The following is a 23,012-nucleotide window of genomic DNA, read 5'->3' as shown; positions in this document are numbered from 1 at the left end:
GCCATGGCCTACCGGCCCTCGAAGAAGACCAAGAAGACCGTGCTGAGCATCGGCGGCATCGCCGTGCTCGCCGGGCTCAACGCCCCGGCCGCGCTCGGCTTCGCCGAGGAGCAGTACTACGAGTACAAGATCGCCCAGCCCGCCTACAAGGCCCGGTACGGCTCCTGGTCGCAGCTCGACATCCCCAGGGAGTTCCGTACCAACGCCATCCACGCCGCCCTGCTGCACACCGGCAAGGTGCTGATCGTGGCGGGCTCGGGGAACGAGATCAAGAAGTTCGACAAGGGCTCCTTCGACACCGTCCTGTGGGACCCCCGCAAGAACACCTACAAGAAGATCCCGACCCCCGACGACTTCTTCTGCTCCGGGCACGCCCAGCTCCCCGACGGCAGGCTCCTGGTGGCCGGCGGCACCGCCCGCTACGAGCGGCTCGACGGCGAGGTGGAGCGGGCCGGCGGCGGCATGCGGGTGAAGAACGAGGACCCCGACAAGGCGATGGTCCTCAAGAAGGGGACCCGCTTCCGCTCGCCGGCCGGCGTCGAGTACGTCAGCAGGTTCGAGGTGACGATCCCGCGCGCCAAGCGCACGCAGGAGATCACCTACAACCGGGCGGGCGTCATGCAGCCCTGGAAGACCAAGGTCACCGCGAGCGAGGCCCGCGTCTTCGTGGAGGCCGCCGAGAAGGGCCCGCTGTCGGTGACCGACAAGCAGGCCCAGTACGAGATCGTCGGCCTGAAGGGCAAGGACGGGGCCAACACGTACGGGATCTCCGAGAAGATCACCATGGACAAGCAGGACTTCCAGGGGATCAGGGCGGCCTACGAGTTCGACCCGAAGGCGGAGAAGTACATCCCCGTCGACCCGATGGCCAAGGCCCGCTGGTACCCGACGCTCGTCGGTCTCGACGACGGCCGGGTGCTGGCCGTCTCCGGTCTCGACGACGTCGGGGTGATCGACCCGGGCGACAACGAGATCTACGACCCGGAGACCAAGCAGTGGACGGCGGGCCCCAAGCGGTACTTCCCGACGTACCCCGCGCTGTTCCTCACCAAGGGCGGCAAGCTGTTCTACCCGGCGTCCAACGCCGGGTACGGCCCCGCGGACAAGGGCCGTGAGGCGGGCCTGTGGGACCTGGAGTCCAACACGTTCGAGAAGGTGCCGGGGCTGCGGGACGCCGACGCGACCGAGACGTCCGCCTCGCTGCTCCTGCCGCCGGCCCAGGACCAGAAGGTGATGATCCTCGGCGGGGGAGGCGTCGGCGAGTCCAGGAAGTCGACGCGGCGCACGGCGGTGGTCGACCTCAAGAAGGACAACCCCGCCTTCGAGGACGGACCGGATCTGCCGCAGGGCACCCGCTACCTGAACAGCGTGATCATGCCGGACGACTCGGTGTTCACCACCAACGGGGCGAAGGACTACCGGGGCCGCAGCGCAAGCAACATCCTCAAGGCGCAGTTCTACGACCCGAAGTCCAACACCTTCCGCGCCGCCGCCGCACCGAGGGTGGGACGCAACTACCACTCCGAGGCGCTGCTGCTGCCCGACGGCCGGGTCGCCACCTTCGGCTCCGACCCGCTCTTCGACGACCAGCAGAACACCAAGCTGGGCCACTTCGAGCAGCGCATGGAGGTGTTCACCCCGCCGGCCCTGCACAAGAACGGCAAGAACCGCCCGGTGCTCGGCGACGGGCCCGAGGAACTCGACCGGCAGCGCCGCGCGACCTTCGCCACCGACCACCCGGAACGCGTCGCCAGAGCCCGTCTGATGCGTCCCAGCGCGGTCACCCACACGACGGACGTCGAGCAGCGCTCCATCGACCTGAAGGTCGACAAGGACACCTCGTCGGTGACCGTGCAGGTGCCGAAGGACCCGGGCCTGGTGCCGCCCGGCTGGTACATGCTGTTCGTGACGGACGCGGACGGCACCCCGTCCGAGGCGAAGTGGATCCAGGTCCGGTAGCCGGACGGCCGGCTACGCCCCGGAGTTGCGCGCCAGCCCCAGGGCGTAGTCGGGCCACCACTGGCCGGCCGCCGGTCCGCCCCGGCACTGCCCGTCCGACTCGCCGGGCCGCTTGATCCACAGGTAGGCGTCGAGGGCGGGCTCCGAGGTCTCGGTCGTCGGGCTGGTGCCGAGGGCCCGGCCGGGCGGGTTGCACCAGGCGTCGCCGCGGTCGCCGCGCAGCGGGCCGTTGCCGTTGCGGCTGGTGTCGATCACGAAGTGCTTGCCGCCGAGGCTCCTGGAGAGGCGGACGCCGTACTCCGTCGTCGTGCCGTCGGTCTCGAAGTTGGAGACGTTCAGGGAGAAGCCGTCGGCGCGCTCGACGCCCGCCCGCCGGAGCGGCTCGACCAGCTGGGCGGGGTCGTCGATCCAGGCGGGGTTGCCGGAGTCCAGGTACACCTTGGTGCCGGGCTGCTGCTTGAGCCGGACGATCGCCTCGGACAGCAGCTGCTCGCGCTCGGCGTGGTACTCGGCGGGCGTGCAGCCGTCCGCGACGTGCGCGACCGCGTCCGGCTCCAGCACCACCAGCGCCTTGCTGTCGCCGAGCGCCTCCGCGAACCGCCCGATCCACTGCCGGTAGGCGTCCGCGTCCGCCGCCCCGCCCGCCGAGTGCTGACCGCAGTCGCGGTGCGGGATGTTGTACGCGACGAACAGCGCCGTACGCCCTTCCCGCGTCGCCGCGGACGTGGCGGCCCTGATCACCGGGCCCGGGTCGTCGCCGGCGGGCCACAGCGCGGCCGGCTGCCGGGCGATCCGCTTCAGCAGGTCGGCGTCGTGCGTGCGGCCCTCCCGCCGCCACAGCCGGATCTGCCGGGCGGCCGGGCTCGCGGGGTCGACCCAGAACGGGGACCGCGCGACGGACTCCGCGTCCCGGGACGCGCCCGGGGCGACGGTGGCCCGGTCGGCGTCGGGCGCGGACGAACAGCCCGCCGCGAGCCCGAGCGTCGCGAGGACCGCGAAGGTACGGATCAGCCGGGACATCCTGCCCCCTTGGGCGAAGTGATTTTTGTGATGATTCGTCAGCAATCGTGACATAACCGTCACCGTCGGAGGGGAACCGACATGGGTACGCCACGGGCCGCGTGCCGTCGCGGGTGCCTCAGACCCCGCCCGACGCGAGCGCCATGCCCAGCGGCGTCCGCTCGTAGAGCACCTGGTGCCCGTACCGGCGCGAGGTGAGCAGACCCGCCCCGCGCAGCGCCGACAGATGGCCGGACACGGACGACGGCGCGAGCCGCAGGCGGTGGGCCAGAGCCGTCGTGCCGGCGGGTTCGTCCAGCGCGGCGAGCACCGCGGCCCGGCCCCGCCCGAGCAGCCGTACCAGCGCGTCGGGCGCCTGCCCGCCCGGCTCGGCCCACAGGCCGCCGATGCCCCGGGCCGGATAGACCAGGGTCGGCTGCCAGGGCGGATCGAAGCCGCTCACCACGTCGGGCCAGGCGAACACGCTCGGCATCAGGACCAGGCCCTGGCCGCGCAGCTCCCGCTCGTGCGAGCCGCGCGCGTCCACCGTCAGCGTCCCCGGGCTCCAGGCGAACCGCCGGTCCAGCTCCGGCAGCAGTCCGCCGAGGCCCACCTCGGCCAGCCGGCGCGAGTGGAACGCCACGTCCGCCTCCAGCAGCGCCCTCAGCCGCGGCCAGTCCGGTTCCACCAGCGCGCGCCAGGCCGCCTCCAGCAGGTCCGCGAGTTCCTCGATCATGCGGACCGGGTCCGCCAGAAGGGCGCGGCCACGAGGGGAGCCGAGGGCCCCCGGGGTGTCCGCCAGCGCCCGCGCCGTGTCGTCGAGGGCGGCCTCGGGGTCGGCGGCGCGGACCGCGGCGATCTCCTCCTCGAAGGTCGCGGCCGGACCGATCGGCGGCGGGCCGAGCCAGTCCGGGGTGTGCCCGCGCCGGGGCATGAGCAGCAGCAGGGGCGCGAGATCGAGACCGGCGGCCGCCGCGTGGATCCGGCGCAGCCAGGGCGCGTGATAGCCGTGCCGCTCGGGCCGGTCGAGCGTGCGGACCGCCTCCTGCGTCTCCCACAGCGCGGACACCGCGAACCGGCAGCGCAGCAGGTCGTCCTCGCCGAAGTGCAGACGGAACGGCATCGCACCCCCCGGATCGCCGCGGACATTCGGCTGACGCCGAAACTCTACGGCCGGGCGGACCCCGACGGGCACGCTGCTGTCCATGCCGAACGAGTCCGAGGGCACGTCGACCGTGCCCGCCCCGCCCGAACCCGCCACCGGATACCTGCGCGTCTTCGCCGTACGCGAGTTCCGTGCCGTCTTCGCCGCCCACGCCTTCTCGCTGCTCGGCCTCGTCGTCAGCGAGATCTCCCTGTCGGTCCTCGTCTACGACCTGACCGGCTCGCCCCTGCTGAGCGCCCTGACCTTCGCGCTGGGCTTCCTCCCCCACCTGATCGGCGGGACCCTGCTCGCCGGGGTCGCCGACCGGTTCCCCGCCCGGCGGGTCCTGGTCGTGTGCGACCTCGTGTGCGCGGGCTGCGTGGCCGTCATGGTGGTGCCCGGGACTCACATCGCCGTGCTGCTCGCGATGCGCTGCGCGCTGGCCGTCGTCTCGCCCGTCTTCCAGGGCGCGCGCATGGCCACCCTGGCGGACGTCCTCGGCGACGGCGACCTGTTCGTCCTCGGCCGCTCGCTGCTGAGGATCGTCTCGCAGAGCGCGCTGCTCGCGGGGTTCGGGCTCGGCGGGCTGCTGCTGAGCGCCGTGGCGCCGCGCGGGGCGCTCGTGATCACCGTGTGCACCTTCCTCGCCTCGGCGGCGCTGCTGCGCCTGGGCACCGTCAGGCGCCCGGCCCGGGCGGGCACCGGGGCGGCCCTCGTGAAGGACTCCCTGCGCGGGGCCCGGCAGGTGCTCGCCGACCGGCGCACCCGGGTACTGCTCCTGCTGTTCTGGGTGCCGCCGATGTTCATCGTCGCCCCCGAGGCGCTGGCCGCCCCCTACGCCGACGGGCTCGGCGCCGGTCCGGCCGGGCTCGGGCTGCTGATGTGCGCCCTGCCCGTCGGCACCGTCCTGGGAGAGCTGTACGCCGGGTCACGGCTGCGGCCGGCGACCCGGAGCCGGATCACCCTGCCGCTGGTCTGCCTCACCCTGCTGCCCTACCTCGGCTTCGCCCTGCGCCCCGGGCTCGGCTGGTCCCTGGTCCTGCTGGTCCTCGCCGGCGCCGGATCCGCGTACACCCTCGGGCTCGACCAGTGGTTCGTGCGGGCGGTGCCGGAGGAACTGCGCGGGCGGGCGATGGCCCTGAACACGGCCGGGCTGATGACCGTCCAGGGGGTCGGGATGGCGCTGGCGGGCGTCGCCGCCGAATTCGCCGGAGTGGTCGCCACCGTCGCGGGCGCCGGGGTGCTGGGCACGGTGTGCTGCCTCTGGCTCGCCGCGGAGGCGCGGCGGACGGAGGCCGGTCCGGAGCGCGGGCAGCCCTCCGGGCCGGGTGCGAAACCGGCCCACGGGCGCCCCGTTCCGGGCAGGAACCCGGCGGAAACGGCCGCGGAGACCGAAACGCGAGACGGGGCTGACCACGATATGACCGGCCGGTAGGGTCTTTGCCGTGCCGAAGCCCCTCAGTCTCGCCTTCGATCCCATCGCCCGCGCCGACGAACTCTGGAAGCGGCGCTGGGGTGCCGTGCCGTCCATGGCGGCGATCACCTCGATCATGCGCGCGCACCAGATCCTGCTCGCCGAGGTCGACGCGGTCGTCAAGCCGTACGGGCTGACCTTCGCACGGTACGAGGCACTGGTGCTGCTCACCTTCTCCAAGGAGGGCGAGCTGCCGATGTCCAAGATCGGCGAGCGGCTCATGGTGCACCCGACGTCCGTCACGAACACCGTGGACCGCCTGGTCAGGTCCGGCCTGGTCGGCAAGCGCCCCAACCCCAACGACGGCCGCGGCACCCTCGCGTCCATCACGGACAAGGGCCGCGAAGTGGTCGACGCGGCCACCCGCGACCTGATGGCGATGGACTTCGGCCTCGGCGTGTACGACGCCGAGGAGTGCGCGGAGATCTTCGCGATGCTCCGCCCGCTGCGGATCGCGGCACACGATTTCGACGAGGAGTAGCGGGCCCGCGTACGGCCGCGGGGGCCCTCGAAGATCGCCTCGAACCGGCGGTTACGCTCGTACGCATGAAAAAGAGCGTGCTGACCCGCTACCGCGTCATGGCCTACGTCACCGGCGTGCTGCTGGTCCTGCTGACCCTCGGCGTGATCGCCAAGTACCTCCTGCACATGGACGGCGCCGAGGACTTCACCAAGCTGGTCGGCATCGCGCACGGCTGGCTCTACGTCGTCTACCTGGTCTTCGCCTTCGACCTGGGCTCCAAGGCGAAGTGGCCGGTCGGCAAGCAGCTGTGGGTGCTCGCCGCGGGCACCGTCCCGACGGCCGCCTTCTTCGTGGAGCGCAAGGTCAGCCGGGAGCTCGAACCGCGGATCGCGGACGACTCGCCCGTCGTCGCCAAGGCCTGAATCGTCTCCTCCGAGCCCGGCCGCACGGCCCCCGTGGCGGGGTCCGGCCGGGCCCACGGCACCGTCGTACGGCGTGTACGGCGGTGAGCCATCGACATTTACTAGGACGTCCTAGTAAATTCGAGGGTATGGACGCTGACGCCATCGAGGAGGGCCGCCGTCGCTGGCAGGCCCGGTACGACGCTTCGCGCAAGCGCGAGGCCGATTTCACCACGCTCTCCGGCGATCCCGTGGAGCCGGTGTACGGGCCGCGGCCCGGGGACACCTACGAGGGCTTCGACCGGATCGGCTGGCCGGGGGAGTACCCGTTCACCCGCGGGCTCTACGCGACCGGCTACCGGGGGCGGACGTGGACCATCCGGCAGTTCGCCGGGTTCGGGAACGCCGAGCAGACGAACGAGCGCTACAAGAAGATCCTCGCCAACGGCGGCGGCGGCCTCTCCGTGGCCTTCGACATGCCGACGCTGATGGGACGCGACTCCGACGACCCCCGCTCGCTGGGCGAGGTCGGGCACTGCGGGGTGGCCATCGACTCGGCGGCCGACATGGAGGTCCTGTTCAAGGACATCCCGCTCGGTGACGTCACGACGTCGATGACGATCAGTGGACCGGCCGTCCCGGTCTTCTGCATGTACCTGGTCGCCGCCGAGCGCCAGGGCGTCGACCCGTCCGTGCTCAACGGCACCCTCCAGACGGACATCTTCAAGGAGTACATCGCGCAGAAGGAGTGGCTCTTCCAGCCCGAGCCGCACCTGCGCCTCATCGGCGACCTGATGGAGCACTGCGCGGCGGGCATCCCCGCGTACAAGCCGCTGTCCGTCTCCGGCTACCACATCCGGGAGGCCGGTTCCACGGCCGCCCAGGAGCTGGCGTACACGCTCGCGGACGGCTTCGGTTACGTCGAGCTGGGGATGAGCCGCGGGCTGGACGTGGACGTGTTCGCGCCCGGGCTCTCCTTCTTCTTCGACGCGCACGTCGACTTCTTCGAGGAGATCGCCAAGTTCCGCGCGGCCCGCCGGATCTGGGCCCGCTGGATGCGCGACGTCTACGGCGCCACCTCCGAGAAGGCGCAGTGGCTGCGCTTCCACACGCAGACCGCCGGTGTCTCGCTCACCGCGCAGCAGCCGTACAACAACGTGGTGCGGACCGCGGTGGAGGCGCTGGCCGCCGTGCTCGGCGGCACCAACTCCCTGCACACCAACGCCCTGGACGAGACCCTCGCGCTGCCCTCGGAGCAGGCCGCCGAGATCGCCCTGCGCACCCAGCAGGTGCTGATGGAGGAGACCGGCGTCGCCAACGTCGCGGACCCGCTGGGCGGTTCCTGGTACGTCGAACAGCTCACCGACCGCATCGAGGCCGAGGCGGAGAAGATCTTCGAGCAGATCAGGGAGCGCGGGCTCCGGGCGCACCCCGACGGGCGGCACCCGATCGGGCCGATCACCTCCGGCATCCTGCGGGGCATCGAGGACGGCTGGTTCACCGGCGAGATCGCCGAGTCCGCCTTCCAGTACCAGCAGTCCCTGGAGAAGGGCGACAAGCGGGTCGTCGGCGTCAACGTGCACCACGGCTCCGTCACCGGCGACCTGGAGATCCTGCGGGTCAGCCACGAGGTCGAGCGGGAGCAGGTGCGGGCGCTGGGGTCCCGCAAGGAGGCGCGCGACGACGCGGCCGTACGGCGTTCGCTGGAGGCCATGCTCGCCGCCGCGCGGGACGGCTCGAACATGATCGGGCCCATGCTCGACGCGGTGCGGGCCGAGGCGACGCTGGGCGAGATCTGCGGGGTGCTGCGCGACGAGTGGGGGGTGTACACGGAGCCGGCGGGGTTCTAGACCCCCGCGGAAGCCGGACCGGTCCCCGGGGGCGCCGCCCCCGGGGGCTTCCGTGTCGTGCGGCGCGGTGCGTCCTCACGTGACGGACGGGCTGACGGGTTTGCATCCGTCCGCGTGCCGGCGCGTCTCGGTGGTGCCGTCGGGGCGCTCCGGGGGCTCGCGTCTCTCCGTGGTGCCGTCGCAGCGCCAGCGTGCTCGTCCTCGCGCGCCGGACGGGCTGAGGCACAGCCAGGTGCGTTCAGGCTTCCGTCGCCGCGCCCGTCAGGCCCAGCAGCAGGACGCGGGTGAAGCTGCGCACCCACTCCTCGTCCGCGGGCTCCGCGCTGACCAGGGTGCGGTGCACCACCGCGCCCGCGACCACGTCGAAGATCAGGTCCACCGTGCGGGCGGCGGACTCCGGGTCCTCCTCCGGGGGCAGCTCGCCGCGTTCCTGGGCACGGGCGCGGCCCTCCAGGACGAGACGCTTCTGGCGGTCGACGATCGACGTGCGGATGCGCTCGCGCAGGGGCTCGTCGCGGGTCGACTCCGCGACGACCGCCATCAGCGCGGTCTTCGCCTCGGGGCGCCCGAGGATCGCCGCGAACTGCAGGACCACGCCCTCGATGTCGGCGGCGAGGCTGCCCCGGTCGGGGAGTTCCAGTTCGTCGAAGAGGACAGCCACGGCGTCGACGACGAGTTCGTTCTTGCCCGCCCAGCGGCGGTAGAGCGTCGTCTTGGCGACCCCGGCGCGCGTCGCGACGTCCCCCAACGTCAGCTTGGACCAGCCCAGTTCGACCAGCGCCGCGCGTGTCGCCTCCAGGATCGCGGCGTCCGCGGCGGCGCTGCGTGGTCGGCCCGTGCGGGGGGCCGGAGTGCGACTCTGCATGTCAGCGACCATATCCGGGCATGCGGGGGACGATATCCGGCTGTTGTGCGAAGCCGTGAGGGAGATCACCGGGGCCGGGCGTACGGGGGCGCCCCCGGGGAGTTACGCTACGACTCGTAGCGAAAGCGTGTGCGGCCGTGCCGCACAGGCGACAACCACTGGCGCCAGGTGGGGACCCGGCGCCGAACAGCACATCACGGGCCCGGTTTCGACCATGCCGGGGTCCCGGCTCGGGGCACGCTTTTCACACGTGCACGCGGAAGGGGGAGGATGTACTCATGCAGCCACGGAACATGTCCATGAGCGGAGTCGTCGACCTCGCCGCGGTGAAGGCGGCCCAGGAGGCCAAGGCGAAGGCGGAGCAGGCGCGCGCCGAAGCGGCCAGGCAGGGCGGCGGGGGCGGGGCCGTGTCCCCCGCAGGTCTCGTCATCGACGTAGACGAGGCCGGATTCGAGCGCGACGTCCTGCAGCGCTCCACCGAGGTACCGGTCGTCATCGACTTCTGGGCCGAGTGGTGTGAGCCCTGCAAGCAGCTCAGCCCGGTCCTGGAGCGGCTGGCGGTCGAGTACAACGGGCGCTTCGTCCTCGCCAAGATCGACGTCGACGCCAACCAGATGCTGATGCAGCAGTTCGGGATCCAGGGGATTCCGGCCGTCTTCGCGGTGGTCGCCGGCCAGGCGCTGCCGCTCTTCCAGGGGGCCGCGGGCGAGGCGCAGATCCGCGGCACGCTGGACCAGCTCGTCCAGGTGGCGGAGGAGCGCTTCGGGCTCACCGGTCTGACCGTCGCCCCCGACGGCGCCGGTCCGGACGCCGCCCCGGCCGCCCCGGAGATCCCGGCCGGCCCCTACGACGCCCTCCTCGAAGCCGCCGTACGGGCCCTGGACGCCGGTGATCTGGCCGGTGCCGTCCAGGCGTACAAGAACGTGCTGAGCGACGACCCGGCCAACAGCGAGGCCAAACTCGGCCTGGCCCAGGCCGAGCTGCTCCAGCGGGTGCAGGACGCGGACCCGCAGCAGGTCCGCAAGGACGCCGCCGAGAGGCCCGGTGACGTGCCGGCGCAGATCGCCGCCGCCGACCTGGACCTGGTGGGCGGACACGTCGAGGACGCGTTCGGGCGGCTCATCGAGGCCGTGCGGCGCGCGGCCGGTGACGACCGGGACGCGGCGCGGCTCCGGTTGCTCGAACTGTTCGAGGTCGTCGGGGCCGACGACCCCCGCGTGACCGCGGCGCGCAGGGCGCTGGCGCGGGCCCTGTTCTGACCAGTCCCTAAACGCCCGGACGTGTGTTGCCCGGGTGAAGGGATCGCCTCCTGAGTGACCAAGCGGCCGCGCTTTACCAAAACTTGGTAAACGCGGCCGCTGTTACTTGGAGTAAGTCAGGGGCGTTGTTCTGTCGGATTCCGTCCGTGAATCAAGTATTTTGCCCCCTCGCTTGACACCACGTTGAGTCGTCGACCGAGACCACCGGGTCGTTGTTCGGTTATCCGCCCGTTACTAGCGAGTAACGAACCCCCTTGTGTCGGCGGCGAGAATGCACCACGATCGGCGACGCTCGGTCCATTTCCGTACCCGACAGCCAATCGGGCCACCGGGTTCTCTGGGTCCCCACCGAGTAGGGCCGGCGGCAGTGGCGCCGGTTCTTGGGCAGGGGGGTCTCCGCTCTACGGCGGAGCCTGTCCAGCAGGTTGTGCGTGATGTGTGTCAGGCGCGACCAGTGGTTGTCGCTCGGGGGTGATCGCCGGTGAATCGGGCGCAGTTCGCGCTGTCGAGAACGGGCGCTCTCCTTCCCGAGGACGTAGCACTTCTCCCATCCCTGCCCGGCTGAGCCGCCGTCATGGGGCAGTCAGGGCCAGGAGATGTACGTCCGAGAAGGAGGAAATATGGAGTCCCAGGTGCGTGGCGGAACCAGATGGAAGCGGTTCGCCGTCGTGATGGTGCCCAGCGTGGCCGCCACGGCAGCGATAGGTGTCGCCCTCGCGCAGGGCGCTCTCGCCGCGTCGTTCAGCGTTTCCGGTCAGTCGTTCAAGGTGACGGCGGACCGGCTCGACGGTACGGGCTTCTCGCAGTACGGAGCCATTGACGCGGGCTACACCCTGGACGGCAAGAAGACGGCTCACCCCGTCGCCGTCTCGGCGTTCAAGTCCGCCTCGATCAAGAACATGTGCCAGTCCGTTGTCACCCCGGACGTGCCCATCTTCGGTTCCGTGAGTCTCATGCTGAAGGCCGGCGGTGGCGACACCGCGGTCAAGGCAGAGAACCTGTACATCGACGTCGAGGACCTTCAGGCCGACGCGACGTTCCGCAACATCGACATCGGTGTTGCGGCCAAGGACGCCAGCAAGGGTCCGGGTATCGCCAAGGGCGACCAGGCGAACCCCTACGGTTTCGCGCAGCAGGCCGACTCGGCCACGCTGACCGACGTGAAGCAGACGGCGTGGGCGACCACTGCCGGAACGTTCAAGCTCAGCGGCCTGAAGATGTCGCTGTCCAAGGGCGTCAAGGAGTGCTACTAGGCACTCCGTGGGGTGGACGGGGGAGCCGTCGGCTGCCGCGTCCACCCCATCCCTTCCGCAGTACGCGTACTTCTCACAGCAAAGCCGTTCCAGGGAGCTGTTTTCCATGAGCGCCGAGACTCCTGCCGCGCCCGGCCAGTTCAGCCACCAGAGGTCGCGGTTCCGCGCCTGGAGGGGTGACCGGCCGTTCTGGGCCGGCCTGTTCGTCCTGCTCAGCGGACTGCCCATCGCCTACTTCCCGTACGCGAACCTGCAGATCGGCCATCTGACCCTGGCGATGGCGACCACCGCCGGCGCGGGGTCCCTGATCATCGGCGTGCTGCTCGTGGTGCTGGGGCTCAGCCTCTGGTTCCAGAAGCACGTGCGCACCTTCGCGGGTGTCGCGGCGATCCTGCTGGCCCTGGTGTCCATCCCGGTGTCCAACCTGGGCGGCTTCCTGATCGGTTTTCTGTTCGCCCTGATCGGCGGGGCGATGGCGGTCTCCTGGGCGCCCGGTGTGCGGGAGACGGAGCCCGCCGGGGTGGCCCGCAAGAGCGAGGTCCCCGAGAGCGCGGCCCCCGCCGGGAGTGTGCCCGCCCAGCCCGTGCCCGGGCTGAGCAAGCCCGTCGAGCCGAACGAGCCGAACGAGCCGAACGATCTGTCAGGAACGAGCCCGACGAACGGGGCGAACGGGAGGCACAGTGCCGGCTGACGAGGTGACCCACGGGACGGATGTGGACGAGTCCCGTGTGAGAACCGGGCCGCGTCACGCGGCGCCCAGGAAGCCGTTGTTCACCAGGTTCCACGTACCGGCCGGCAAGGCGATAGCCCTGGCGGCCATGCCGACGGCCGTCCTGATGGGCATGGGACTGACGCCCACGCTCGCGCAGGCGGAGGACCACCCCTCGTCCAAGAGCCTCACCGCGGACGAGTACCAGAAGTGCGTCGAGGCACTGGACGGCTCCGAGGAGGCGTCGGCCTCGCCGTCGCCCTCCGCCTCCGCCTCGGCGAGCGCCACCGCGACCGAGCCCGCTCCCACGGCCACGGCGTCCCCGGACAAGACCCCTTCGCCGGATTCAGGTTCCGACGACGAGGCCGACTCCGCGCCGGCGCCCGCCCCGAGCAAGACGGCTCAGAGCGGCGGCGGCGACACGGCCACCCCGACCCCCTCGCCGTCCCAGAGCACCAGCAACCCGCTGGACCCGCTGGGCATCGGCGACGCCATCAAGGACGTCCTCACGCCCGACGAGAAGGAGGAGGCGAGCCCCACCCCGACGCCGTCCGCCTCCGCCACGGCGAGCCCGGGCAAGGAGACCTCCGACCCGGTCGAGGACACGGCGGACAAGGTCACGGGGACGGTGGAGGACACCGCCAAGGACACGAAGGACACCGCGGACGCGGCGTCCGGGACCGTGAAGGACACCGCGGAGAAGGCGAAGGAGGCGGCCGGCGACGCCACCGCGTCCCCCAGCCCCTCCGCGAGCGAGAGCGCGGACCCGGCCGAGGGCTGCCCGACGGCCACCGACGACGAGGGCGGCGTCGAGAAGATCGTCTCGCTGCCCGACGACCCGTGGTACCTCAACGCCAGCTCGCTGCTGCTGAAGGGCGCCGACTACCAGGGCGTCGTGAAGGTGCGCACCGCCAACGGCACCGTCAAGAAGGTCCTGAAGTACGTCATCTCCGACGGCACCGACATCGGCGACCTGCACCAGACGGTCGACGACAAGCAGGCCGGCAAGACGTACCACGTGCAGGCGGCCAAGGGCTCGACGTCCACCATCCGCAACGGCAAGACCGTCATGTACACGGAGAGCATCTCCGGCAACCTGCTCGGTCTGATCCCGGTCACCTTCGACCCGGACAACCCGCCGCCGCTGAACATCCCGCTGATCTACTTCACCAAGGTGAAGGTCGTGCAGGCCGGCCAGTTCGGCGGAGACCTGACCGTGCCGGGGCTGCACCAGTACACCACCGGCTGACCGCCGCACCCGCCGGCCGAGGCCGGCCCAAGGACCCGTTCGGGAGCCGCGCAACAGGGCCGCGACCCGGTTCCTCGCCACCGCGAGGGCCGGGTCGCGGTCTTTTCGCGCCCGAGGGGCGGGCCCGCCCCGGCCGTACACCGTCCGGGAACGCGCCGAGGGCGCCCCCTCGGCACGGGGGCGCCCTCGGCGGCGTACGGGGACCGGTCAGTCGCGGCCGGTCCGGCCCAGGTGGTGCACCCGGACCATGTTGGTGGTGCCCGGGACGCCGGGGGGCGAGCCGGCGGTCATCACGACGACGTCGCCCTGGTCGAAGCGGTTCAGCTTCTGCAGCTCGGAGTCGACCAGCTCGACCATCTCATCGGTGCTGTGCACGAACGGCACGACGTAGGACTCGACGCCCCAGCTCAGCGCGAGCTGGTTGCGGGTGCCCTCGTCCGTGGTGAACGCCAGGATCGGCTGCGCGGCGCGGTAGCGGGACAGCCGGCGGGCCGTGTCACCGGACTCGGTGAAGGCCACCAGGCCCTTGCCGCCGAGGAAGTCGGCGATCTCGGCGGCGGCACGGGCCACCGAACCGCCCTGCGTGCGCGGCTTCTTGCCGGGGACGAGCGGCTGGAGGCCCTTGGAGAGCAGCTCCTGCTCGGCCGCGGTGACGATCTTCGACATCGTCTTCACGGTCTCGATCGGGTACGCGCCCACGCTCGACTCCGCCGACAGCATGACCGCGTCCGCGCCGTCCAGGATCGCGTTGGCGACGTCGGAGGCCTCGGCGCGCGTCGGACGCGAGTTGGTGATCATCGACTCCATCATCTGGGTCGCGACGATCACCGGCTTGGCGTTGCGCCGGCACATCTCCACCAGGCGCTTCTGCACCATCGGGACCTTCTCCAGCGGGTACTCGACGGCCAGGTCGCCACGGGCGACCATGACACCGTCGAAGGCCGCCACGACGGCCTCCATGTTCTCCACCGCCTGCGGCTTCTCCACCTTGGCGATGACGGGGACCCGGCGGCCCTCCTCGTCCATGATCTTGTGGACGTCGTTCACGTCGTGGGCGTCCCGCACGAAGGAGAGCGCGACCAGGTCGCAGCCCATCTTCAGGGCGAAGCGCAGGTCCTCGATGTCCTTCTCCGACAGGGCGGGCACGTTCACGGCCGCGCCGGGCAGGTTGATGCCCTTGTGGTCGGAGATGACACCGCCCTCGATGACGACCGTCTTGACCCGGGGGCCCTCGATCTCGACGACCCGCAGCTCGACGTTGCCGTCGTTGATGAGGACCTGGTCGCCCTTGGAGACGTCGCCGGGCAGACCCTTGTAGGTCGTGCCGCAGATCGTCTTGTCGCCCGGGACGTCCTCGGTGGTGATGGTGAACTCGTCACCGCGCACCAGCTCGACGGGACCCTCGGCGAAGGTCTCCAGGCGGATCTTCGGGCCCTGGAGGTCGGCGAGTACGCCGATGGCGCGGCCGGTCTCGGCGGCGGCCGCCCGGACACGGTCGTACCGGCCCTGGTGCTCGGCGTGCGAGCCGTGGCTGAAGTTGAAACGGGCAACGTTCATGCCGGCCTGGATCAGCGCGACGAGCTGCTCGTGGGAGTCGACCGCGGGGCCGAGAGTACAGACGATTTTCGAACGGCGCATAGGGCGATCCTATCGGTTTGTTTCGCTGCGGAATATTCCGTCTGGCGGAAGATACAAAGGGGCGGGAGGCCGCTCAGGTGAGGTCGTCCGACCGCTCGGCGGACCCGCTCACGAGGGCGTACGTCTGCGTGGCGATCTCCAGTTCCTCGTCGGTCGGTACGACGGCCACCGCGACCCGCGCGTGCCCGGGGGAGATGAGCCGCGGCTCGTCCGACCGTACGGCGTTCAGCTCGCCGTCGACCGCCAGGCCGAGCCCCTCGAGACCGGCCACCGCGGCCTCCCGGACCGGCGCGGCGTTCTCGCCGACCCCGGCAGTGAAGGCCACCGCGTCCACCCGGCCGAGCACCGCGTAGTAGGCGCCGATGTACTTCTTCAGGCGGTGGATGTAGATGTCGAAGGCCAGCCGCGCCTGCTCGTCGCCCTCGTCCACCCGGCGCCGGATCTCCCGCATGTCGTTGTCGCCGCACAGACCGATCAGCCCGCTCTTCTTGTTGAGAAGAGTGTCGATCTCGTCCGTGGACATCCCGCCTACACGCATCAAATGGAAGATGACGGCCGGGTCCATGTCACCGGAGCGCGTACCCATCACGAGCCCCTCCAAGGGCGTCAGCCCCATGGAGGTGTCCACGCACCGGCCCTGCCGCACCGCGGACGCCGACGCGCCGTTGCCCAGGTGCAGCACGATCACGTTCACCTCCGACGGGTCCTTGCCGAGCAGCTTCGCCGTCGCCCGCGACACGAAGGCGTGCGAGGTGCCGTGGAAGCCGTAGCGGCGGACGCGGTGCTCGTCGGCGGTCTTCACGTCGATCGCGTAGCGCGCCGCCGACTCCGGCATCGTCGTGTGGAACGCCGTGTCGAAGACGGCGACCTGCGGCAGGTCCGGGCGCAGCGCGCGGGCCGTGCGGATGCCGGTCAGGTTGGCCGGGTTGTGCAGCGGGGCCACCGGGATCAGCCGCTGGATCTCCGCGAGCACGGAGTCGTCGACGACGGTGGGCCGCGTGAACTGCAGGCCGCCGTGCACCACCCGGTGGCCGATGGCCGCCAGTTCGGGGGAGTCCAGGCCGAGACCGTCCTCGGCCAGCTCCCGCGCCACGGCCTTCAGCGCCGCCTCGTGGTCGGCGATCGGCCCCGTCGTCTCCCGGGTCCCGGCGCCGTCGCCGGTGAGCGGGGTGTGCTTCAGCCGGCTCGTCCGCTCGCCGATGCGCTCCACCAGGCCCATCGCCAGACGGCTGTGGTCCCGCATGTCGAGCAACTGGTACTTCACCGACGACGAACCGGAGTTGAGGACGAGGACGCGGGAAGGGGCGGCCTTGCGCCGCTCCTCGGGCAGCGCGCCGGCGGGCGACGGATGGGAACTCACTGGGAGGTGGCCTTCTCGCTCGGGGTCTGGGACTGGATCGCCGTGATGGCGACGGTGTTGACGATGTCCTGGACGAGAGCGCCGCGGGACAGGTCGTTGACCGGCTTGCGCAGGCCCTGCAGGACCGGACCGACCGCGATCGCGCCGGCCGAGCGCTGCACGGCCTTGTAGGTGTTGTTGCCCGTGTTGAGGTCCGGGAAGATCAGCACGGACGCCTGTCCCGCGACCTTCGAACCGGGCAGCTTGGTGGCCGCGACGGACGGCTCCACAGCGGCGTCGTACTGGATCGGCCCCTCGACGCTCAGGTCCGTCCGGCGCGCCCGCACCAGCTCGGTGGCCTCCCGCACCTTGTCGACGTCCGCGCCCGAGCCGGAGGTGCCCGTCGAGTACGACAGCATCGCGATCCTCGGCTCCACGCCGAACTGCCGGGCCGTCGCCGCCGACTGGACGGCGATGTCGGCGAGCTGCTGCGCGTTCGGGTCGGGGTTCACCGCGCAGTCGCCGTAGACCAGCACCTTGTCGGCGAGGCACATGAAGAACACCGAGGAGACGATCTTCGCGTCCGGCTTGGTCTTGATGATCTCGAAGGCGGGGCGGATGGTGGCCGCCGTGGAGTGCACGGAACCCGACACCATGCCGTCGGCCAGCCCCTCCTCGACCATCAGGGTGCCGAAGTAGTTCACGTCCGCGACCACGTCGTAGGCCAGCTCCACCGAGACGCCCTTGTGGGCGCGCAGGGCGGCGTACTTCTCCGCGAAGCGGTCCCGCAGCTCGGAGGTCTGCGGGTCGATGAGCTGCACGCCGGTGAGGTCGATGCCGAGGTCGGCGGCCTTCTTGCGGATCTGGTCGACCGGGCCGAGCAGCGTCAGCTCGCACACGCCCCGGCGCAGCAGCACCTCCGCGGCGTGCAGGACGCGCGCCTCGGTGCCCTCGGGCAGCACGACGCGACGCTTGTCCGAGCGGGCCTGCTCCAGCAGCTTGTGCTCGAACATCATCGGCGTGAGGCGGTCGCTGCTCGGCGCGGAGACCCGCTTCAGCAGCTCGCTCGTGTCGACATGGCGCTCGAACAGGCCGAGTGCCGTCTCCGCCTTGCGCGGGGTCGCGGCGTTCAGCTTGCCCTCCAGACCGAAGAGTTCGGCCGCCGTGGGGAAGCTGTTGCCGGACACCGAGACCACCGGGGTGCCCGGGGCGAGGCGCGCGGCCAGCGTCAGGACCTCGTCGCTGGGCCGCTCGTCGAGGGTGAGCAGCACGCCGGCGATCGGCGGCGTGCCGGCGCTGTGCGCGGCGAGGGAGCCCACCACCAGGTCGGCGCGGTCGCCCGGGGTCACGACGAGGCAGCCGGGGGTCAGCGCGTTCAGGAAGTTCGGCAGCATCGCACCGCCGAAGACGAAGTCGAGCGCGTCGCGGGCCAGCCCCGAGTCGTCGCCGAGCAGCACCGTCCCGCCGAGGGCGTGGGTGATCTGGGCGACCGTCGGCGCGGACAGCGCGGGCTCGTCCGGCAGCACGTAGCAGGGCACGGGCAGCCGGTCGCCGAGGCGCTCCTGGATCTCCGCGCGGTCGGCGGGCGCGACCCGGTTCGTGACCATCGCGAGGACGTCGCAGCCGAGTCCGTCGTACGCCCGGTACGCGTTGCGGGTCTCGGCGAGCACCGACTCCGCCGTCTGCTTCCGGCCGCCGACGACCGGGATGACGGAGGCGCCGAACTCGTTGGCCAGCCGGGCGTTGACCGCCAGCTCGTCCGGGAACTGCGTGTCCGCGAAGTCGGTGCCGAGGACGAGGACGACGTCGTAGTCGCGGGCGACCAGGTGGAAGCGGTCCACCAGGGTCGACACCAGCTCGTCGGTGCCCTGCTCGGCCTGGAGGGCGGACGCCTCGTAGTAGTCCATGCCGTACACCGTCGCCGGGTCCTGCGTCAGCCGGTAACGGGCGCGCAGCAACTCGAAGAGCCGGTCCGGGCCGTCGTGGACGAGCGGGCGGAACACCCCCACCCGGTCCACCTGGCGGGTCAGGAGTTCCATGACTCCCAGCTCGACGACCTGGCGGCCGTCGCCGCGGTCGATCCCGGTCACGTACACGCTGCGCGTCACGCGTGCTCTCCGTTTCATCACTGGGCCGGCTTGGTGCTTCTCGTGGCTCGGGAAAAAATACCCGCTATGGTGAGCAGAACCCTCTTGACAATACCTCCGTGGCTGGCTAAGGCGCCCGCCAGGTGGAAGGTCCTGGTGAGGCGGGACAAGGGTTCCACGGGGGCCGGGGCGGCGGGGTGCCGTCCGCCGCACGCGCGCCGGACGGCAGCAGCGGCCGCCTGTGGGGCGTGAAACAATCGGACTGGCTCACACGTACCAACAGCGAGCAGGAGACACAGCACGATGCGCATCGGAGTTCTCACCGCAGGCGGCGACTGCCCGGGGCTGAACGCAGTGATCCGGTCGGTCGTGCACCGAGCGGTCACCAACTTCGGGGACGAGGTCATCGGCTTCGAGGACGGCTACGCCGGACTGCTCGACGGCCGCTACCGCGCCCTCGACCTGAACGCCGTGAGCGGCATCCTCGCCCGCGGCGGCACCATTCTCGGCTCCTCCCGGCTCCAGCGCGACCGGCTCCGCGAGGCCTGCGAGAACGCGCAGGACATGGCCCGCGAGTTCGGTATCGACGTGCTCATCCCGATCGGCGGCGAGGGCACCCTGACCGCCGCCCGGATGCTGTCGGACGCGGGCCTGCCGGTCGTCGGCGTCCCGAAGACCATCGACAACGACATCTCCTCCACCGACCGCACCTTCGGCTTCGACACCGCGGTCGGCGTCGCCACGGAGGCGATGGACCGCCTCAAGACCACCGCCGAGTCGCACCAGCGCGTCATGGTCGTCGAGGTCATGGGACGGCACGCGGGCTGGATCGCCCTGGAGTCCGGCATGGCCGCCGGCGCCCACGGCATCTGCCTGCCCGAGCGCCCTTTCGACCCCTCCGACCTCGTCGCCATGGTCGAGGAGCGCTTCGCGCGCGGCAAGAAGTTCGCCGTCATCTGCGTCGCCGAGGGCGCCCACCCCGCCGAGGGCACCATGGACTACGGGCACGGCGCCATCGACCAGTTCGGCCACGAGCGCTTCCAGGGCATCGGCGCGGCCCTCGCGTACGAGCTGGAGCGGCGCCTGGGCAAGGAGGCCAAGCCGGTCATCCTCGGCCACATCCAGCGCGGCGGCACGCCCACCGCGTACGACCGGGTGCTCGCCACCCGCTTCGGCTGGCACGCCGTCGAGGCCGCCCACCGCGGCGACTTCGGCAGGATGACGGCGCTGCGGGGCACCGAGATCGAGATGGTCCCCCTCGCGGACGCGACCACCGAGCTGAAGACCGTGCCCAAGGACCGCATGGACGAGGCGGAGTCGGTCTTCTAGGCGCCGGTCCGGTCTGCCGGACTTGGCCGCACGTGCACGAGCGGGTGCGGACCGATTCGCGCCCGCTCAGTACGTGCATGGACGAGGCGGAGTCGGTCTTCCAGGCGCCTGCCCGGTCTGCCGGACCGGCCGCACGTACGCGCGCGGGAGCGGACCGACTCGTGCCCGCTCAGTAGGTGCTGCGCTGGACCGTCGCCCAGAAGTGGTCGACGATCCGGTCCATGAAGTCCCTCCCGGCGTCGCCCGCGTCACCCGCCGCCGCGCCGTCGGCCCAGCTGAGCGTGGCCGCCATCTGCCCCTGGTAGTCCGCGTGCAGCTCCTGGAGGGCGTCCTCCAGGAGCCGCCGGTCCAGCGGCACCGTCTTGGCGAGCGGACGCACGTACGCCTGCCAGCGGGTCGTCACCGCACTGCGCAGCAGCTCCCCGAGCTTCCCGTCGCGTCCGGTCACGGTGACGAAGTCGGGCAGCGAGAGGTCCAGCAGCTCGGCGAGCGCGGCCGACTGGCGCTCGTTGCCCCGCCACTCGTCGGTCTCCTCCATCCGCTGGTACACGAGGAGTTCCAGGCCGACGGCGCGCGCGACGTCCTCGGGGGCGACGCCCCGTGCGACGCGGTGCTCCCGCAAGGTGCGCGGGGCGCCGATGAGTTCACCCGGGGAACACCACAGCACGGCGGCCAGCGCGGTGAGTTCGGGGCTGCTCGGTGCGGTGATGCCCCGCTCCCAGGCGACGACGAGATCGGGCGTGACGTAGGGCAGCCCGTACGAGACGCGCATGCCGTACGCGACGTGTTCGGGTCCCATGCCGAGCCCGGCGCGCAGTCGGCGGGCGGCGAGGGCGTTGAAGGGCGGGGTGGGCTGGGGGGCCGGCTGCTGGTGCACGCGCACAAGCTATGGGGGCGTGGCCGGGATGACTACGGTCTGTTCGGCCACAATCACAGATTGTAGGAACATACGGTTTCGGCCGTTCCGTTGCTATGGCCGAAGATCGCGGACCGCCGGCCGAGCGGGCCTGCCGGGACCGGCAGGTTGTCCGCGGCAGCGTTTCCGCGGAGGCCGCGGCGCGGCGAACGGCAAGGTGGCGGGGCATATGCGCGCCCGTGACCGGGCTCCTGACCTCCGCTGTCCGGCGGCGCGGGGCCGCCGGGGAACACGGGGCCGACGTCCCCGAGGGCCGGCCCGGCGCGCGCCCGTTTCCCCGTCCGGGACGTCCGCGGTCCCGGCCGGGGAGCGGAACCGGGCGGCGCGATCGCGCCTCACCCCTTCACGGCCCCGCCCAGCGCGAACCCACCGCCGAGCCGCCGGGCCACCAGGATGTACAGCAGCAGCACGGGCGTCGAGTAGACCACCGAGAACGCCGCCAGCTGCCCGTACACCACCATCCCCCGGTTGCCGAAGAACTCGTTGATGCTCACCGACGCCGGCATCTGGTCCGGCGTCAGCAGCAGCATGAACGGGACGAAGAAGTTCCCCCACATCATCACGAACGAGAAGACCGTCACCACCGCGACGCCCGGCCCCATCAGCGGAAGCACGATGCGCAGCAGCGACTGGAACGACGATGCCCCGTCCGTCCAGGCCGCCTCCTCCAGCTCCTTCGGCACGCCGTCCATGAAGTTCTTCATCAGCCAGATGGCGAAAGGGAGTTGGGAGGCGGCGAAGAAGAACACCGTGCCGTGCACGGTGTCGATCAGGTTCACCTGGACGAACAGCGCGTACACCGGGACCATGATCGCCGTGATCGGCAGGCTCGTCGCGAACAGGATCGTCAGCAGGAACGGGCGGTTGAGGCGGGACCGGAAGCGCGACAGCGGATACGCGGCCAGCGCCGCGCACACCACCGTCAGCAGCGTGCCGCCACCGCACAGGATCAGGCTGTTGAGCAGCGGGGTGAAGACGATGTCCCGCGTCAGCACCGCGTCGAAGTTGTCCAGGGTGACACCGTCCGGAGCCTTCACCCGCAGGTCCGCGTGCGCGTCCAGCGCGGACAGCATCACCCAGGCCAGCGGCAGCGCGAACGCCGCCGCCACCGCGAGGAGCCCCGCGTCCGCCGCCAGCCGCCGGGCCGTACGGCGGGACCGCAGGCCGAGCCTGGCGGACCGGGCCGACAACGCCATCTCAGACCTCCGTCCGCAGCAGGCGCATGTACACCAGTGAGAACAGGGAACCGACCACCAGGAGCAGCAGGGCCACCGCCGTCCCGTAACCGATCATGCTCTTCTGGAAGGCCTGTTCGTACATGAACAGCGGCAGCGTCTGGCTCCGGTCACCCGGACCGCCTCGCGTCATGACCCAGATGAGCCCGAACACCGACAGCGTCTGCAGGGTGTTGAGCATCAGGTTCGTGCCGATGGAACGGCGGATCATCGGCAGCGTGATGTGCCACATCCGCCGCCAGCCGCCGGCCCCGTCCACCTCCGCTGCCTCAGTGATCTCCTTCGGGATCTCGTTCAGCGCCGCCGAGTACACCAGCATCGAGAACGCCGTGCCCCGCCACACGTTCGCGAAGGACACCGCCAGGATCGGCAGCGTGAACAGCCAGTTCTGGGACGGCAGTCCGAGCCAGTCCAGGATGGCGTTCAGCGTGCCCTCGCGGCGGAAGAACGCGTAGAGCAGGAAGCCCGCCACCACTTCCGGCAGCACCCACGCCGTGATCACGACGCCGCCGACGAGCGTGCGCACCGGCTTCGACGCGCGCCGCATGAGCGAGGCGAGGGCCAGGCCCAGCGTGTTCTGGCCGACCAGGGACGACAGCACCGTGAAGACGAGGGTGAGCCAGACCGCGTTCAGGAACGCCTCGTCCCGGAACGCGGCACGGAAGTTGTCGACGCCGACGAAGGACGACCGGGCCTGGCCGGTGAGCTGGAGGTCGGTGAAGGCGATCCAGGCGCAGTACGCGATCGGTCCCGCGAGGAACAGCAGCAGCAGGACGACGGCGGGGGAGAGCGGGAGCACCCGGACCAGGGCGCGGCCTCCGCCGCCGCGGCGCGGCACCGCGG

The 23,012-nt window shown here is 71.2% G+C and carries 19 protein-coding genes; 10 read left to right on the top strand and 9 right to left on the bottom strand.

The window, feature by feature from the left end:
- Positions 1-3: 3 nt before the first annotated feature.
- Positions 4-1,959, top strand: a complete 1,956-nt coding sequence (locus ACWGIS_RS08525) for a galactose oxidase-like domain-containing protein (RefSeq protein ID WP_453361635.1) — start codon at positions 4-6, stop codon at positions 1,957-1,959.
- Positions 1,960-1,971: 12 nt separating this feature from the next.
- Here the strand turns inward: ACWGIS_RS08525 and ACWGIS_RS08520 are convergent, their stop codons facing one another.
- A complete protein-coding gene (locus tag ACWGIS_RS08520; RefSeq protein ID WP_453361634.1) occupies positions 1,972-2,979 on the bottom strand; it encodes a glycoside hydrolase family 6 protein in 1,008 nt (335 codons plus the stop codon).
- Between the two features lie 118 nt (positions 2,980-3,097).
- Positions 3,098-4,081 (bottom strand): DUF5937 family protein, encoded by a 984-nt coding sequence (locus ACWGIS_RS08515; protein WP_453361633.1) that lies wholly within the window; start codon positions 4,079-4,081, stop codon positions 3,098-3,100.
- A gap of 82 nt (positions 4,082-4,163) precedes the next feature.
- On the opposite strand from ACWGIS_RS08515, the gene ACWGIS_RS08510 reads away from it, so the two are divergent.
- From ACWGIS_RS08510 to ACWGIS_RS08495, 4 genes are all read left to right on the top strand, one after another.
- Entirely contained in the window at positions 4,164-5,537 is a 1,374-nt protein-coding gene (locus ACWGIS_RS08510) for an MFS transporter (protein WP_453361632.1), read from the top strand.
- Between the two features lie 10 nt (positions 5,538-5,547).
- A complete protein-coding gene (locus ACWGIS_RS08505; protein WP_453361631.1) occupies positions 5,548-6,057 on the top strand; it encodes a MarR family winged helix-turn-helix transcriptional regulator in 510 nt (169 codons plus the stop codon).
- A gap of 65 nt (positions 6,058-6,122) precedes the next feature.
- Positions 6,123-6,461, top strand: coding sequence for a DUF3817 domain-containing protein (locus tag ACWGIS_RS08500; protein WP_453361630.1), 339 nt, complete (start codon positions 6,123-6,125; stop codon positions 6,459-6,461).
- A gap of 128 nt (positions 6,462-6,589) precedes the next feature.
- On the top strand, positions 6,590-8,290 hold the full coding sequence (locus ACWGIS_RS08495; RefSeq protein WP_453361629.1) for an acyl-CoA mutase large subunit family protein: 1,701 nt from the start codon (positions 6,590-6,592) through the stop codon (positions 8,288-8,290).
- Between the two features lie 238 nt (positions 8,291-8,528).
- Here the strand turns inward: ACWGIS_RS08495 and ACWGIS_RS08490 are convergent, their stop codons facing one another.
- Complete coding sequence (locus tag ACWGIS_RS08490) at positions 8,529-9,155, bottom strand: TetR/AcrR family transcriptional regulator (RefSeq protein WP_453361628.1); 627 nt, start codon at positions 9,153-9,155, stop codon at positions 8,529-8,531.
- Between the two features lie 278 nt (positions 9,156-9,433).
- Between ACWGIS_RS08490 and ACWGIS_RS08485 the strand changes: the two genes are divergently transcribed.
- From ACWGIS_RS08485 to ACWGIS_RS08470, 4 genes are all read left to right on the top strand, one after another.
- Positions 9,434-10,414 carry a tetratricopeptide repeat protein gene (locus ACWGIS_RS08485; protein ID WP_453361627.1) on the top strand — a complete coding sequence of 327 codons (981 nt, stop codon included), beginning with the start codon at positions 9,434-9,436 and terminating at the stop codon, positions 10,412-10,414.
- A 620-nt stretch (positions 10,415-11,034) separates the two neighbouring features.
- Positions 11,035-11,667, top strand: coding sequence for a DUF6230 family protein (locus tag ACWGIS_RS08480; RefSeq protein ID WP_453361626.1), 633 nt, complete (start codon positions 11,035-11,037; stop codon positions 11,665-11,667).
- Positions 11,668-11,773: 106 nt separating this feature from the next.
- Entirely contained in the window at positions 11,774-12,358 is a 585-nt protein-coding gene (locus ACWGIS_RS08475) for a DUF6114 domain-containing protein (RefSeq protein ID WP_453361625.1), read from the top strand.
- A complete protein-coding gene (locus ACWGIS_RS08470; protein ID WP_453361624.1) occupies positions 12,348-13,625 on the top strand; it encodes a hypothetical protein in 1,278 nt (425 codons plus the stop codon). The genes ACWGIS_RS08475 and ACWGIS_RS08470 overlap by 11 nt, the downstream gene beginning before the upstream one ends.
- A gap of 207 nt (positions 13,626-13,832) precedes the next feature.
- On the opposite strand, the gene pyk is transcribed toward ACWGIS_RS08470, so the two are convergent.
- From pyk to pta, 3 genes are all read right to left on the bottom strand, one after another.
- Positions 13,833-15,263, bottom strand: coding sequence for a pyruvate kinase (gene pyk / locus ACWGIS_RS08465; protein WP_453361623.1), 1,431 nt, complete (start codon positions 15,261-15,263; stop codon positions 13,833-13,835).
- 73 nt (positions 15,264-15,336) lie between these two features.
- Positions 15,337-16,623, bottom strand: coding sequence for an acetate kinase (locus ACWGIS_RS08460; RefSeq protein ID WP_453361622.1), 1,287 nt, complete (start codon positions 16,621-16,623; stop codon positions 15,337-15,339).
- The gene (gene pta / locus ACWGIS_RS08455; protein ID WP_453361621.1) at positions 16,620-18,710 is read right to left on the bottom strand and encodes a phosphate acetyltransferase; all 2,091 of its coding nucleotides are present in this window, start codon (positions 18,708-18,710) and stop codon (positions 16,620-16,622) included. The genes ACWGIS_RS08460 and pta overlap by 4 nt, the downstream gene beginning before the upstream one ends.
- A 282-nt stretch (positions 18,711-18,992) precedes the next feature.
- Between pta and ACWGIS_RS08450 the strand changes: the two genes are divergently transcribed.
- Positions 18,993-20,018: an ATP-dependent 6-phosphofructokinase gene (locus tag ACWGIS_RS08450; protein ID WP_453361620.1), complete on the top strand. Its 1,026-nt coding sequence runs from the start codon at positions 18,993-18,995 to the stop codon at positions 20,016-20,018.
- Between the two features lie 169 nt (positions 20,019-20,187).
- On the opposite strand, the gene ACWGIS_RS08445 is transcribed toward ACWGIS_RS08450, so the two are convergent.
- The 3 genes from ACWGIS_RS08445 to ACWGIS_RS08435 form a co-directional block, all read right to left on the bottom strand.
- Positions 20,188-20,817 (bottom strand): XRE family transcriptional regulator, encoded by a 630-nt coding sequence (locus ACWGIS_RS08445; protein WP_453361766.1) that lies wholly within the window; start codon positions 20,815-20,817, stop codon positions 20,188-20,190.
- Between the two features lie 452 nt (positions 20,818-21,269).
- Complete coding sequence (locus ACWGIS_RS08440; RefSeq protein ID WP_453361619.1) at positions 21,270-22,130, bottom strand: carbohydrate ABC transporter permease; 861 nt, start codon at positions 22,128-22,130, stop codon at positions 21,270-21,272.
- 1 nt (position 22,131) lies between these two features.
- Positions 22,132-23,007 carry a carbohydrate ABC transporter permease gene (locus ACWGIS_RS08435; protein ID WP_453361765.1) on the bottom strand — a complete coding sequence of 292 codons (876 nt, stop codon included), beginning with the start codon at positions 23,005-23,007 and terminating at the stop codon, positions 22,132-22,134.
- Between the last annotated feature and the right edge of the window lie 5 nt (positions 23,008-23,012).

It is taken from the genome of Streptomyces sp. NPDC054842 (assembly GCF_053611025.1).
Note: the sequence above shows the minus strand (reverse complement) of the source record. Positions and strands in the feature narration are given on the sequence as shown.